The organism is Cutibacterium sp. LaCa_255 (assembly GCF_057458005.1).
Window position 1 is genome coordinate 966,363 of the sequence record NZ_CP190956.1, and the last position, 14,508, is coordinate 980,870.

Genomic DNA, 14,508 nt, shown 5'->3' on the forward strand with positions numbered 1-14,508 from the left:
TCTCGACGCCGTCGGGCCGCATCGCGTCCTGCCGGGGCTCCTGCCCAAGGCGAGACCGCGAGCGCCTCGGTGACGATCACCGCTGCCGGTACCGGCGGCTCCGTCATCACCTCCGACGCCGAGGCATCCGACCTTCCTCGCCCTCCGATGGGACGCCGTCGCAAGGCCGCCAAGGCTGAGACCCTCAAGGTCGAGGAACCCAGGAAGACCGAGACCCCGAAGACTGAGGACCCCAAGGCCGCCGAGACGAAGACCGAGGACACGATGTCCGAGGAGATGACGACCGGGGCCGAGAAGCCGCGTCGCACCCGTACCCGCCGCAATGGCGACTCCGCTGCCAACTCGACCCGGACGAGGACCAGGAGCACCCGCGCGGCCGCCGAGAACGAGTCCCCGTCCGAGGTTGACAACACCGAGTCCGCCACTGAGACGAACGAGGATTCCGAGACCCGCACCACCCGTCGTGGCGCATCTGAGACCGCTCCGTCCGTCGAGACCGAGCGTGGAACCTCCCAGCGTCGTCGCGCCACTCGCCGTCGTTCCTCCCGGGCTTCTGACAAGTCCGAGGAAAATACCGAGGGCAAGGCGACCATCACGGATGCCAAGGATGACAAGAGTGCCAAGAACAAGGGATCTGACGACGATCCCATCAATGCCGCGTTGACCAAGGCCAAGGCCCAGGCCCGTAATCACAAGGTTGAGGGAACCCTGGCCAATCCCTTCGGGCTCAAGGACGGTGAGGAGCGCTCGGCCAGCGACATCCTCGACTCCTTGGCCGTCGAGATCGGAGGGGGAGAGGCCGCGGTGCCGAAGAGGCGTCGCCGTCGCGCCACTCGTCCGTCCGAGGCTGGCAATCACGCTGAGGAGACCGCCGAGAAGACCGAGGAGGTGGCCGAGCTCGAGCCTGAGAAGGGCAAGGGCGAGGCCAAGGACCGAAAGGGCTCTAGCGAGAAGAACGAGAAGTCGGACGAGAAGACTGCTGATTCCGTCGAGGAGGAGACGACCTCCGAGTCCGAGGACACCACCTCCGAGGAGGAAGGCCAGAACCGTCGTCGCCGTCGTCGGGGTGGACGTCGTCGTCGGCGCAGCGAGGACACCGAGGACAACACTTCGGAGGGCGAGTCGGACGACGATGACGACTCGGGGAACAGCTCTGAGAATGGCTCGGAGTCCCGGAATTCGGATACCACCCGTCGTCGTCGCCGTCGTCGCCGCCGCCGTGGTGAGGACATCAGCGGTTCTGACGACGATCCCAGCGAGGTCGTCATCAAGGTTCGTGAGCCGCGCTCGCGTCAGTCGGTGGCTGACGAGGTCACCGGCATCGAGGGCTCGACTCGTATGGAGGCCAAGAAGCAGCGTCGTCGTGAGGGGCGTGCCGCCGGTCGCCGACGCAGCGCGGTCATCACCGACGCCGAATTCCTGGCTCGCCGCGAATCGGTGGACCGCAAGATGGTCGTCCGTCAGTCCGACGAGTACTCGCAGTTGGCGGTGCTGGAGGACGGCGTCCTCGTCGAGCACTACGTCGACCGTGCCTCGGCCGCGTCCTCGATCGGCAGCATCTACCTGGGCAAGGTCCAGAACGTCCTGCCCTCGATGGAGGCCGCGTTCATCGACATCGGCCGTGGTCGCAACGCCGTGCTCTACGCCGGCGAGGTCGACTGGGCCAAGTACGGCAAGGAGGGTGAGGACAAGCGCATCGAGCATGCCCTGAAGTCGGGAGACCAGGTCCTGGTGCAGGTCACCAAGGACCCGGTTGGCGCCAAGGGTGCTCGTCTGACCAGTCACATATCGGTGCCTGGACGCTTCGTCGTCTACTCGCCCGGCGGTCATCTCTCGGGAATCTCCCGCAAGTTGGCCGACTCCGAGCGCAAGCGCCTCAAGAAGATCGTCGAGAACAACATCCCGTCGGATGCCTCCGTCATCGTGCGCACTGCCGCAGAGGGGGCCACCGAGGAGGATCTCGTCCGCGACATCAACCGTCTCAAGGCTCAGTGGGAGGTCATCGAGCGCAAGGCCAGCACCAGCAAGGCGCCGCTCATGCTGTACTCGGAGCCGGACTTGACGGTGCGCATCATCCGTGACCTGTTCACCGCAGACTTCTCCGAGCTCGTCATCGCCGGCAACGGTGGCTCGGACGACGCTTACGACACCATCAAGGCCTATGTCGATCACGTCGCCCCGGAGATGGCCTCGCGCCTGACTCACTGGGAGGACGCCGATAAGGATCCCTTCGCTGAGCACCGCATCGACGAGCAGGTCGCCAAGGCCCTGGAGCGCAAGGTCTACCTGCCCTCGGGTGGGTCGCTGGTCATCGACCGCACCGAGGCCATGACGGTCATCGACGTCAACACCGGCAAGTTCACCGGATCTGCCGGCAACCTCGAGGCCACCGTCACCGCCAACAACCTGGAGGCGGCCGAGGAGATCGTCCGTCAGCTGCGGCTACGGGACATCGGCGGAATCATCGTCGTCGACTTCATCGACATGGTGTTGCCGACCAACCGTGAGCTCCTGGTCCGTCGCCTCACCGAGTGCCTGGGACGGGATCGCACCCGCCACCAGGTTGCCGAGGTGACGTCGCTGGGGCTGGTCCAGATGACCCGCAAGAAGATCGGCACCGGCCTGGCTGAGGCCTTCACTGAGGAGTGTGAGGCCTGTGGTGGCCGTGGCTACCACCGCTTCGACAAGCCGGTGGATTCCCAGGCCCCGGCCGATGGTGGTGAGCGTTCCAAGGGCCGTGGACGCGGTCGCAAAGGCTCCTCTGGTAAGTCCCATTCCAAGTGAGGATGGGCCCGGGTAAGGGCGGTGGACGGTCGTTTTGACCGTCCACCACAGGAAATGTAAAATGAGCAGCCGGTCCGGCGCGAGTCGTCGGTCAGGTTTGTCCGGGGCCGTTGGTTCCGGCCCCGGAAATGTACGACAAGAACGAGAGTAGGTCAGGCGTGTACGCGATCGTGCGTAGTGGCGGCCGCCAGCACAAGGTGGCAGTGGGTGACGTCGTCGAGATCGACAAGGTCGCCGACGAGGCGGGCAGCAGCATCGAGCTGACCCCGCTCCTCGTGGTTGATGGCGAGTCCGTCACCTCCGACAAGGACGCGCTCGGAAAGGTCAAGGTCACCGCTGAGGTTCTCGGCGAGACCAAGGGCCCGAAGATCCGCATCCTCAAGTACAAGAACAAGACCGGCTACAAGAAGCGCCAGGGGCACCGTCAGAAGTACACCCAGGTCAAGGTCACCGGAATCGAAGGCTGAGGTAGACAGACATGGCACACAAGAAGGGCGCGTCCTCTTCGCGCAACGGTCGTGACTCCAACGCTCAGCGTCTCGGCGTGAAGCGTTTCGGCGGTCAACTCGTCAACGCTGGCGAGATCATCGTGCGTCAGCGCGGCACTCACTTCCACCCCGGTGACGGGGTTGGCCGCGGTGGCGACGACACCCTCTTCGCCCTGCGTGACGGCAATGTCGAGTTCGGCACCCGTCGTGGCCGCAAGATCGTCAACGTGAACCCCGTGGAGGTCCCGGTCGAGGCCTGAGTCCCCACGACACAGATGTTGATCGGCCCCCGCCCTTGAGGTGGGGGCCGATCTGCGTCTGGGGGATCGATCTGAGCGGAATCGGGAATTCGGTACCTGAGCATTTGTGTGCCCGCGACTTGGCGGAACCTGAGAATTATGCCGGGGATTGTGACTGTCGTCGGATCCTCGCAGCGACCGTGGTCGTCACTGTGCCGCGAAATGGCGACCTACTCTCAAAACTTGGTCGTTATCGACCCTGTGACGATGGGAGATCAGAGAACCGTGGGTAATCGGATATTCAGCGAGGACGAGAGGTGGCTGTACCGGATCGAGCCGGGGTCGGACGCGCCGACCTTGGTGTCGACGGGGTCGATGCCCAGGATTACCGCGCCGCTGGCACCGATTCGTTCCTCTCGGCCCGCCGCAGCTGAGTCTCACAACCCTCGGGCTGCCCAAGCGGCACCCGCGCAGAAGGCCGAGCCCCGTCACCGGTGGCCTCAACCCTATGAGGTGGCGGCTGGCGCCTGCGCCTCGGCCGTTGCGACCGGAGTCGTGGGAGGCCTGGGAATCGGCGGGACGATGATCGGCGCTGCCGTCACCAGCCTCGTCATCGCTCTGGGCGGTGCCTTCTTTACCAGATGGTTCTCCCGGACCCACGACAATGTCTCGGGAGCTCGTCAACGTCGAGGGATGTGGACCCGCATGGTCACAGTGGCCCTCGTCGTGAGTGTGTTCACGGTTGTCGTCGGGGTGCTGTGGTTGGCGCCATCGGTCGGTCAGGAAGCCGGATCCTGGGTGCATCGGGCCACCGGCTCGCTCGAGCAGTGGCGGGAGTCAGCCCAACGTGCCTGGCCTTATCTCAAAGGTGCCTGGCGCGCCTTCCGGTGAACCTTCTCACGCCGTCGTTCACCGAGGGCGTGACCCTTTGTGTACTGGGTGCAGATTCTGCACTTGATGCAGACACTGCACTCAGTGTAAAATTGTGAGTGTGACTTCACCAACAGCAATCCGCACTCAGGGCGTCATTCGCCGTGCCGCAATGGAATTGTCGGTCGAGAAGCCGGTGGACGAGGTCACAGTCGACGACATCGCCGAGCGTGCTGGGGTGTCGCGACGAACCGTGTTCAACCACTTCCCGTCCAAGTACGACGTCTATCTGCCTCCGGTGGTCGCCCACTCGGAGGAGGCCCTCGAGACCTTCGCGACGGACACCTCGACGTCACTGGCCGATGCCATTCGCACCCTGCTCGATGCCAGGTGGCGAAGCTTCGACGTCGACCTCGACGATCTGCGAGAGCTCATGAGAATCAGCGGGGAGAGCACCGAGCTTCGGATGGCCCTCAAGGAGTCCGTTGACTGTCAACGCGCTGCCCTCATGGCGGCAGCTGCTCGCCGGATCGGCCGCTCCGAGGACTCTCTGGAAGTCCTTGCCCTCGTGGGCACCATCCAGGCGATGGAGCGCTCAGTCTTCCAAGCGGCCATGGTCCGTCCTGGGGCCAGTTCTGCCGAGGTGGTCGGCACCTTTGACCGGGTCGTCGATGTCTGGGTCAGGCTGTCCGCGGAATTGGCCGGCGATCAGGTGTCGGTCTTGACGCCGTGAGCAGCGAGCTGACTCGTCACAACCTGCGCGACAGCGCGCCCCGCACTTCCCATCCAACATCAGAAAGCTGTGACATGTCTGCAACTGCTGCCGTTCCTGAGGCTGCCAAGTTCAAACCAGATCGTCGATTCTGGGTTGTCTATCTCTGCCTCATGATGGTGATGTTCCTGTCCTCCTTGGACCAGACGATCGTCGCCACCGCTCTGCCGACCATTGTCGGTGACCTGTCCGGCGTCGAGCACATGGCGTGGGTCATCACCGCGTACACCCTGGCCATCACCGTCGGTATGCCGCTGTATGGCCGTCTCTCCGACCTCATCGGTCGTAAGACCCTCTACCTCATCGCCATTGGCCTGTTCCTGCTGGGGTCTGCCCTGTGCGGCACCGCTAACACCATGATCACCTTCATTTTCTTCCGCTTCATCCAGGGCCTGGGTGGCGGTGGCCTCATGATCTTGTCCCAGGCCATCACCGGCGACCTCATCCCACCGCGCGTTCGTGCCGCCTACATGGCGCCGATGGGCGCGATGTTCGGTGTGTCCTCGGTGCTCGGCCCGCTGCTGGGCGGCTGGCTCACCGACTCGATCTCCTGGCGCTGGGTGTTCTGGATCAACTTGCCGCTGGGTGTCGTGGCCTGGGTGGCCTGCCTCTTCGCCCTCAAGCTACCCAAGCATGAGCTGACGACGAAGATTGACTGGCTAGGTCTGACCCTTATGGACGTCGGCGCCGTGGCCATCGTGCTGGTGGCCACCTGGGGCGGTTCCCAGTACCACTGGCTGTCCTGGCAGATCATCGGCCTGGGCGTCGTCGCGGTCGTGGCGTGGGCTGTGCTGCCCGTCGTCGAGTGTCGGGTCGAGGACCCGGTGCTGCCGCTGGAGCTGTTCCACAACCGCACCTTCGTCGTCTCGACGATCATCGGAATGCTCGCCATGGGCGCCATGTTCGGTGTGCTGGCCTATCTGCCGACCTACATGCAGATGACCTACGGCTACTCGGCCACGGTGTCTGGTCTACTGCTCATCCCCATGACGATCGGTATTCTGTTGGCCTCGACGGTGACTGGCCTGTTGACCTCCCGGATAGGTCGTTACCGCATCTTCATCATCATCGGCCCGATCGTCGCTGCCGGTGGCATGACGCTGATGTCGACCCTGAACCAGGACTCCCCGGTCTGGCGGATCATGGGCGACACCTTCGTCCTCGGTCTGGGCATGGGTATGTTCTTCCAGCTGCTCGTCATGGCGGTCCAGAACGACGTCCGCCCAACCCTGCTGGGAACGGCCACCAGCCACAACAACTTCTTCCGTCAGATCGGTGTGTGCCTGGGCTCTTCTCTTATCGGCGTGGCCTTCACCACCCGCCTGACCAATCGTGTCACGGACCTGTTCACCTCCCTGGCCACCAGCAAGGATCCGACCGTTCTCAAGGCGCTGGGCTCGATGAGCTCGCACAGCCACGCCGCAGCCTCGCTGACCCCGGGTGCCGTCAATCAGATGCCTGACGCCATTCGGGACGGTATCGTCCAGGCCTACGTCAACTCCCTGACCCCGCTGTTCCTGTGGATGGCCCCGATGGTTGCTGTAGCAGGTCTGCTGGCCTTCCTCCTCAAGGACGTGCCGCTGTCCCACCACACTGGTATCCAGATGCGCGCCGCGTCTGAGTCCAGGGAGAGAACTTCTCAGGAGACTTTGGCAGCCTCCGGTGACGCTGTGGAGATTCCTTCCCAGGACGCCCGCGCTGAGGCTCCGGACGGCTCGGAGAGGGACGAGCCCTCCGGTACGCCACGGCATAACGCAGATGCCGTGAAGGTTGAAGGAGCTCCGCCGCGTCGAGCTGCTGGACCGGAACGACCAGCACAGGCCTGACAGTTCGGGACGCGCCACCTGGAAGGGGTGGCGCGTCCCGGCGTCTAGACTTGTGATCCACCCTGGGCCAGACGGCCCGACCCCATCTTCGAGGAGCAGAACATGGCCATCCCGTCCTTCGTCGACCGCGCGACGCTGACCGCCGTGGCGGGCAAGGGGGGACACGGCTGCGCCTCCGTCAGACGTGAGAAGTTCAAGCCGTTGGGCGGCCCCGATGGTGGCAACGGCGGTCATGGCGGGTCGGTCATTCTGCGCGTCGACCCCCAGGTGACGACCCTGGTCGACTATCACTGGCAGTCCACTCGCAAGGCCACCAACGGAGAGCCCGGACGCGGTGACAACCAAGCCGGGGCCAACGGCTCCGACATCGTCCTGGGTGTTCCCGAGGGCACGGTCGTCTCCGACGCCGACACCGGCGAGCCACTGGGAGACCTCGTCGGAGCGGGATCCGAGCTCGTCGTCGCGGCCGGTGGTCGTGGTGGTCTCGGCAATGCCGCGCTGGCCAACTCGGCGCGCAAGGCCCCCGGCTTCGCCTTGCTCGGTGAGGCCGGGGAGGAGCGCAAGGTCCTGCTCGAGCTCAAGGTCGTCGCCGACATCGGCCTGGTGGGATTCCCCTCGGCCGGAAAGTCCAGCCTCATCGCGGCGATCTCGCGAGCGAAGCCGAAAATTGCCGATTATCCCTTCACCACCCTGGTGCCGAATCTTGGCGTGGTCGTCGCAGGGGAGACGACCTACACCGTCGCGGACGTGCCCGGCCTCATCCCGGGAGCCTCGCTGGGCAAGGGTCTTGGCTTCGACTTCCTGCGCCACATCGAGCGCTGCCGGGCCATCGTCCACGTCATCGACTGCGCCACCTACGAGCCGGGTCGCGACCCTGTCACCGACCTCGACGTCATCGAGGGGGAGCTTGCTGCCCATGGTGGCCTGGAGGATCGTCCACGTCTGGTGGTGCTCAACAAAGTTGACGTCCCAGACGCCGCTGACCTGGCCGACATCGTCTTCGACGATGTCGGCAAGCGTGGCTGGGCGGTCTTCCGTGTCTCGACGAAGTCCGGAGAGGGGCTCAACTCCCTCAAGTTCGCCATGGCCGATCTGGTCGAGAAGGCTCGCGAGGACGAGCCCGAACCCGAGCCGGAGCGGATCGTCATCCGGCCCAGGCCCAAGGAGGAGGGCCCGGCCTTCTCCATCAAGCGTCAGGGCGACGGTGAGGGCGGTTTCCTGTGGCGTGTGACCGGTGACAAGCCGGCTCGTTGGGTCGCTCAGACTGACTTCAACAACCCGGAGGCCGTCGGCTACCTGTCGGATCGCCTCAACCGCCTGGGCGTCGAGGAGGAGCTGCTGGCCATGGGGGCCATTGCCGGTGACGCCGTCGCCGTCGGCGGTGAGGACGCCGTCATCTTCGACTTCGCCCCGCAGATCGAGTCGGGTGCCGAGCTGTTGTCCCGCCGCGGTGAGGACCAGCGTCTGGAGACCGAGCGTCCCTCGGCCACCCGTCGTCGCGAGATGGATCGCGAATATCACCGCGCCCGTGAGGAATACGGCCAGGTCGGCCGCGATCCACGGGGTGAGTCGTGGCGTGCCCGCGTCGCCGAGGATGAGCGGTTCGAGAGCCGTGACTGATCAACGTCGAGTCATTTCCGCGGCCACCACTGTGGTGGTCAAGATCGGATCATCCTCGTTGACCCTGCCCGGCGGCGGGATCGATGTTCGCCGTGTCGACGAGCTGGTCGACGTGCTTAGCGAGGTCGTCGCGGACGGCAAGCGGGTCGTCCTGGTGAGCTCAGGAGCCATCGCCACCGGGTTCCCAGCGATGGGAATGACCCACCGCCCACGGAGCGTGGCCGGCAAGCAGGCGGCAGCCTCGGTCGGGCAGGGAATCCTGCTGGCCCACTACACGTCACGTTTTGCCAGCCACGGGTTGCGGGTCGGACAGGTACTGCTGACCGTCAATGACCTGGTCCGCCCCACCTCCTATCGAAATGCCTGGTCGACCCTGGACACCCTGCTCGAGCTGGGAGTCGTGCCAATCGTCAACGAGAACGACACCGTTGCCACCGGGGAGATCAAGTTCGGCGACAACGACCGACTCGCTGCCCTGGTGGCTGAGTTGGTGCGCGCTCAGGCCCTCGTGCTGCTGTCTGACGTCGACGCCCTTTACACCGCTCATCCGGATTCCCCGGACGCCCGTCGTCTGGATGTCGTCGAGGACATTGACGCGCTGGAGATCGACACCCACAAGGCCGGATCCGGGGTCGGTACCGGGGGCATGACGACGAAGCTGGAGGCCGCCCGAATGGCCACCAGCGCGGGGGTTCCTGTGGTGCTCGCATCGGCTTCGGACGCCCGTGGCGTCCTGGGTGGGGCAGCCGTGGGCACCTACTTCCGACCGATGGCGACGCGGCGGTCCCGGCGTCTGCTGTGGCTGGCCGACGCCGCTACCCCGCAGGGCCAGATCGTCATCGACGAGGGGGCCGTCGAGGCCCTCACCACACGCCATTCGTCGTTGTTGGCGGTGGGTGTCACTCGGGTTCACGGGGATTTCCAGGCGGGTGATCCGGTGACGATCCTAGCCCCGGACGGTCGGCTCGTCGGGCGCGGCATCGCTCAGTTCTCCCATGACGAGGTGCGCGTGATGAGAGGACGTTCGAGCGCCTGGCTGGCCGCGGAAATGGGCCCGGCGGCGTCCCGGGAGATCATCCATCGCGACGCCATGGTGTTGAGCCGTCGTCGAACTACCAAGAAGTGACTCACCGTCGCTGTGGTCACCATGGTGGTGTTGCCCATGCCCACCTGACGAATACCATGTGGCCATGAGCTCGCGAGTCATCGAACAGGCCAAGGCTGCCCGATCTGCTGCCACGGTGTTGCGTCGGCTGCGTCGCATCGACAAGGACGACCTGCTGATGGCCATGGCCGCCGGGTTGCGCAAGAACGTCGACGACATCCTGGCCGCCAACCGTGCCGATGTCGATCGTGGCCGTGAGGACGGGATGGACGAGGCCATCGTCGATCGTCTCACCCTCACCCCGGAACGGGTCGAGGGAATGGCCGTCGGCCTGGAAGGGGTCGCTCGGCTCGACGACCCCGTCGGTGAGGTCGTGCGTGGCTGGCACACCCCGCTGGGAGTCAAGGTGGAGCAGGTCCGGGTGCCGATCGGCGTCATCGGGATCATCTACGAGGCTCGTCCCAATGTCACCTCTGACGCCGCCGGTATCTGCCTCAAGTCCGGCAACGCTTGCCTGTTGCGAGGATCGTCCTCGGCTCTAGAGTCCAACCGTGCCGTCATCGCGGCGATGCGCTCCCGGTTGCCCGAGGAAATCCGTGAGGCGGTGCAGCTCGTCGAGGGTGGCCATGAGGTCACCGACGAGCTCATGGCTGCCCGTGGGTACGTCGACCTGCTCATTCCGCGTGGTGGGGCCGGGCTCATCAACGCCGTCGTCTCCGGGGCTGAGGTGCCCGTCATCCAGACCGGAACCGGCAACTGCCACCTCGTCATCGACGCCAGTGCCGATGTGGAGATGGCGATCAGCATCGCCGTCAATGCCAAGACGCAGCGTCCCAGTGTGTGCAATGCCATCGAGACGGTGCTGGTGCATCGGGGAATTGCGGACACCGCAGTGCCGCTGCTGGTGGACGCCATGAGCGATCGCGGAGTGACGGTGCATGGCGATGAGGACAGTACTCGGCTGGATCCCCGCATCGTGCCGGCCGAGCCCGATGAGTACGACGACGAGTACCTGTCCCTGGACCTCGCGCTGCACATCGTCGACGACCTGGAGGAGGCCGTCGACCACATAGCCAAGCACGGTTCGGGCCACTCGGAGACGATCATCACAAGGTCGATGACCTCCCAGGAGTTCTTCACCTCCAGCGTCGATGCCGCGGCGGTGCTGGTGAACTGCTCCAGCCGGTTCGTCGATGGCGGGGAGTTCGGATTTGGTGCCGAGATCGGTATTTCCACCCAGAAGCTCCATGCCCGCGGACCGATGGGTCTGTGGGAGATGACGACGACGACCTACGTCTTGCAGGGAGACGGTCAGACCCGTCCGTGAGGCCGTCCTTGACCGTTCAACGGTCGTTCTGGGGTGGTTGTGGGATAGGCTGAGGCGCCATGAGCATGGTTCCTCTTCTCATGGAGTCCTCGGCCCTCGTCGTCGGTATCCTGACGCTGCTGGTGCTGCTGATTGCACTTGGCATCGTTCGTGGTATCGGCAAGGGTCGGCCGCATTCCTGATGCCGAGTGTTGAGCTGGGGCTGGCGCGGGTCCACAACGGACGCCGTTACCGGCTCGGGGTGATGGGCGGTACCTTCGACCCCATTCATCATGGCCACCTCGTCGCAGCCTCTGAGGTTGCGGCCAGGTTCGACCTCGACGAGGTCGTTTTCGTGCCCACTGGCGTGCCCTGGCAGAAGAAGGGACGCAAGGTTTCGCAGGCCGAGGACCGTTACCTCATGACGGTCATCGCGACGGCGTCGAACCCGTCATTCTCGGTGTCACGGGTCGACATCGATCGTCCGGGGGACACGTACACCGTCGACACCCTCAAGGATCTGCGACGAGAGCGAGGCAGTGATGTCGATCTGTTCTTCATCACCGGTGCCGACGCGCTGAGTCACATCCTCACGTGGCGTGGCGCTGAGGAACTGTTCGACCTCGCACACTTCATTGGGGTGTCGCGTCCCGGGGTGCCGCTGGGAGCCAAGGACATCTCCCATCTGCCGGCTGAGAAGGTCACTCTTCTCGAGGTGCCGGCTATGGCCATTTCGTCAACCGACTGCCGTCAGCGGGTCGGGGAGGACATGCCGATCTGGTACCTCGTGCCGGATGGCATCGTGCAGTACATCAACAAGCGCGGTCTCTATCACGACAACATCAACATCAATCCGGAGGATCATTGAGCGCCACCGAACAGGCCATCGAGCTCGCCCGTGTGGCGGCACACGCCGCCCTTGACAAGAAGGGCTTCGACATCGTCGCCCTTGACGTCTCGGAGCACCTCGCCATCACTGACATCTTCGTCATCATCTCTGCGGCCAGCGAGCGTCAGGTGTCGGCCGTGGTCGACGCCATCGACCAGACCATGCATGAGCACGAGGCTCATCGCGCCCGCCGCGAGGGAGAGCGGGAGAACCGTTGGGTGTTGCTCGACTACGTCGACATCGTGGTGCACGTGCAGCATCAGGAGGAACGCGAACTGTACTCCCTGGAAAGGCTGTGGAAGGACTGCCCGGCCGTCGACCTGCAGCTGCCTGAGGAGCAGCTCGACTGGGACCAGATATGACGACGCGGATCGTCCTGGTTCGGCACGGCGAGACCGAGTTCAACGCCGACGGACGGCTCCAGGGGCAGTTGGACATTCCGCTGTCCTCGGTGGGGATTGCCCAGGCCGAGGCCGTTGCGCCCGTCATTGCCGGGATGGATCCGGTGGCGATCGTGTCGTCGCCGTTGGTGCGTGCCAGGGTGACGGCCAAGACGATCGGGCGTGCTACCGGTCTCGAGGTCGGTTTCGATGACCGGCTCAAAGAGGTCGACGTAGGTCAGTGGGCGGGGGAGACCGTGCCCGATCTACATCGCAACGACCCCCATTACACGCGCCTGATGGCCTCTGGCGAGGATTTCCGGCGCTCTGACGGCGAGACGACCGCCGAGGTTGCCGAGAGGGTGACGGCGGCGGTCAGGGATGCCGTGGACGAGCAGAAGAACCAGGCGGTGTGCCTGGTGGCCCATGGATTTGCTCTGCGGGCTGCCGTGGTGTGGCTGCTCGGCGGTGGGTATCCGGAGTTCCTTCGGTTCGGTGGGCTGGGGAATTGCTCGTGGACCGTGCTGGATCGGATTGGATCCGGCGAGGCCGACCGACGCGGAATGGACGATCGGTGGAGGTTGCGGACATATAACGCGACCGTACTGTGACTTGGCGATGCTGGTGTACTGATCGGACACGTTGATTCGCGTCCGCCAAGAGACCTCGTCCCACGGGCGCTACTACAAGTTGTACTTGTGGCACTGCCTGGGAGGTCATCGTGGACATGGAACACATGCCCCGACCGGACAAGTGCCCTGCAATGTCAAGGTCGGCCCGACGCTGAGCTTCCCCTCTCGCGATTCATCAACGTCCCCAGTCAGTACAACGTGAGCAACGCTGGGCATGAGAGCGAGGATGGTGGGCTTGGTCCTGCAGCATGGCTTTCGCTTGGAATAGTCGACTTGAGCGTCATGCCTCCGGCGACTGCGATCCGGTCAGCCACACCTGGAAACTCTCGGTCAGACACTGCTTGAGTAGGCGGACATCCGGTTGGGTTGAGGTGGCCGGCCAGGCAAGCAGTCCCTCGAGCCCCACAGCGACATGGAGCTCGACCGGCGCGGCGCCGAGCTGTTGTTCCAGGTCCTTACAGAGCGGGAGGAGAAGAACGCCATCGCGATCGCGTCCAACCAGTCCTTCTCCGCCTGGACCGACACCTTCACTGACCCCAGGCCCTGTGCAGCGATCGTCGACCGCCTCACCTACAACGCCACCATCATCGAGACCGGAACCAACTCCTATCGCCTCGCCCACACGCGAGCTCGCCAGACTCTGTGAGTCGACGGGTCATGGCGTGGCCATCGAGAGCAGTGCACGGCAGAGAGGCGGCCGAACCGAGTGCCGGTCGACTTCTGGTGGGTTTCTGTGCCACTGCGGGTACTGCACAGGTCCGGGGCATCGATGGTCCGGACGGGGAGGTGGGTGACAGCCGGTGTTCGCGGTGGATCTTGATCATTTCTTCACACTGTCTTGCTCGTGGCTCGTCATGCCGCCTGGAGGCTTGTCGTCATGACGACGAATGAATCCTCATCCCTGGCTCGTGGGTCCCTCGCATTCCTGGGAATTGTCAGCGTGGCCGTGGTCGGGCTGGCCCTGGCCGTGCCCGACCTGACTGCTGGCTCGGGCATGGCTGGCATGGCGATGACCCACTACATGGAACTTCTCGCGGTGCGGCAACCGTGGAACCTGCTGTTGTTCATGGCCCTCCCGGTCATCCTGGCCGAGACCTTGGCGATCACGGAACTGGTCATGCTGCTGGGGCGCCGCAATGACCGGCCCGCAGCCCCGTGGGTGGCGAGGCTCAGTCGGGCTGCTGGCCTGCTCGCCGGTCCCGTGTGGGTCTTCATCGGGACGCACCTGATGGTCCACGCGGTGGTGCCCTTGACCATGAATGGGGGATGGCGCGGCCCGGCTGATGTCATCGCGGTCCTCAGCTACCTGGTCGGTGGCCTGCCCATGCTTGTGATCAGTCTCCTCGAGGCGGGGGTCCTGGGCCGCAGTAGTGAGAACCGTCTGCGGATGCACGTGGCGATGGTGGCGGCCTTCCTCGTGGTGGCCCACGTGGCGATGATCTTCGGGATGGTCGATCCGGCAGTCCTGGGAGGTGACACGTCGTCGAGCATCATGACCCATGACATGGGTAGCATGTCCGGCGTGAACCACGACATGGGCAGCATGAACCACAACATGTCCCCGTCCTCGCAACCGACGAGGTGACGCCTGCCGGGT

General features: G+C 64.7%; 14 protein-coding genes and 1 pseudogene. All 15 read left to right on the forward strand.

Going from position 1 to position 14,508, the window contains the following annotated elements; genetic code table 11:
- Positions 1-276 precede the first annotated feature (276 nt).
- The 15 genes and pseudogenes from ACP8ML_RS04305 to ACP8ML_RS04375 all read left to right on the forward strand — a co-directional run bounded on the left by ACP8ML_RS04305 (position 277) and on the right by ACP8ML_RS04375 (position 14,496).
- On the forward strand, positions 277-2,784 hold the full coding sequence (locus ACP8ML_RS04305; RefSeq protein WP_419762721.1) for an Rne/Rng family ribonuclease: 2,508 nt from the start codon (positions 277-279) through the stop codon (positions 2,782-2,784).
- A gap of 158 nt (positions 2,785-2,942) precedes the next feature.
- Complete coding sequence (rplU, locus tag ACP8ML_RS04310; protein ID WP_002515641.1) at positions 2,943-3,251, forward strand: 50S ribosomal protein L21; 309 nt, start codon at positions 2,943-2,945, stop codon at positions 3,249-3,251.
- Positions 3,252-3,262: 11 nt separating this feature from the next.
- The gene (gene rpmA, locus ACP8ML_RS04315) at positions 3,263-3,532 is read left to right on the forward strand and encodes a 50S ribosomal protein L27 (RefSeq protein WP_004811744.1); all 270 of its coding nucleotides are present in this window, start codon (positions 3,263-3,265) and stop codon (positions 3,530-3,532) included.
- A 201-nt stretch (positions 3,533-3,733) separates the two neighbouring features.
- Positions 3,734-4,402, forward strand: coding sequence for a hypothetical protein (locus ACP8ML_RS04320; RefSeq protein ID WP_486703037.1), 669 nt, complete (start codon positions 3,734-3,736; stop codon positions 4,400-4,402).
- A 100-nt stretch (positions 4,403-4,502) separates the two neighbouring features.
- On the forward strand, positions 4,503-5,114 hold the full coding sequence (locus ACP8ML_RS04325) for a TetR/AcrR family transcriptional regulator (RefSeq protein WP_065673962.1): 612 nt from the start codon (positions 4,503-4,505) through the stop codon (positions 5,112-5,114).
- Between the two features lie 74 nt (positions 5,115-5,188).
- Positions 5,189-6,979, forward strand: coding sequence for an MDR family MFS transporter (locus ACP8ML_RS04330; RefSeq protein ID WP_065673963.1), 1,791 nt, complete (start codon positions 5,189-5,191; stop codon positions 6,977-6,979).
- Between the two features lie 102 nt (positions 6,980-7,081).
- Positions 7,082-8,599 carry a GTPase ObgE gene (gene obgE / locus ACP8ML_RS04335; protein WP_063279977.1) on the forward strand — a complete coding sequence of 506 codons (1,518 nt, stop codon included), beginning with the start codon at positions 7,082-7,084 and terminating at the stop codon, positions 8,597-8,599.
- Positions 8,592-9,725 carry a glutamate 5-kinase gene (proB, locus tag ACP8ML_RS04340; protein WP_016667373.1) on the forward strand — a complete coding sequence of 378 codons (1,134 nt, stop codon included), beginning with the start codon at positions 8,592-8,594 and terminating at the stop codon, positions 9,723-9,725. Before obgE ends, proB begins: the two co-directional genes overlap by 8 nt.
- A 58-nt stretch (positions 9,726-9,783) precedes the next feature.
- Positions 9,784-11,031 (forward strand): glutamate-5-semialdehyde dehydrogenase, encoded by a 1,248-nt coding sequence (locus ACP8ML_RS04345; RefSeq protein WP_065673964.1) that lies wholly within the window; start codon positions 9,784-9,786, stop codon positions 11,029-11,031.
- A 59-nt stretch (positions 11,032-11,090) separates the two neighbouring features.
- Entirely contained in the window at positions 11,091-11,213 is a 123-nt protein-coding gene (locus ACP8ML_RS04350; RefSeq protein ID WP_004811737.1) for a hypothetical protein, read from the forward strand.
- Positions 11,213-11,878, forward strand: a complete 666-nt coding sequence (gene nadD / locus ACP8ML_RS04355; RefSeq protein ID WP_004811736.1) for a nicotinate-nucleotide adenylyltransferase — start codon at positions 11,213-11,215, stop codon at positions 11,876-11,878. The genes ACP8ML_RS04350 and nadD overlap by 1 nt, the downstream gene beginning before the upstream one ends.
- Entirely contained in the window at positions 11,875-12,261 is a 387-nt protein-coding gene (gene rsfS, locus ACP8ML_RS04360) for a ribosome silencing factor (protein ID WP_117189270.1), read from the forward strand. The genes nadD and rsfS overlap by 4 nt, the downstream gene beginning before the upstream one ends.
- Positions 12,258-12,890 (forward strand): histidine phosphatase family protein, encoded by a 633-nt coding sequence (locus tag ACP8ML_RS04365; RefSeq protein WP_486703038.1) that lies wholly within the window; start codon positions 12,258-12,260, stop codon positions 12,888-12,890. The genes rsfS and ACP8ML_RS04365 overlap by 4 nt, the downstream gene beginning before the upstream one ends.
- Positions 12,891-13,323: 433 nt before the next feature.
- A pseudogene (locus tag ACP8ML_RS04370) lies at positions 13,324-13,557 on the forward strand (ATP-binding protein); the annotation flags it as partial.
- A 231-nt stretch (positions 13,558-13,788) separates the two neighbouring features.
- Positions 13,789-14,496, forward strand: coding sequence for a DUF6803 family protein (locus tag ACP8ML_RS04375; RefSeq protein ID WP_117189268.1), 708 nt, complete (start codon positions 13,789-13,791; stop codon positions 14,494-14,496).
- Positions 14,497-14,508 lie beyond the last annotated feature (12 nt).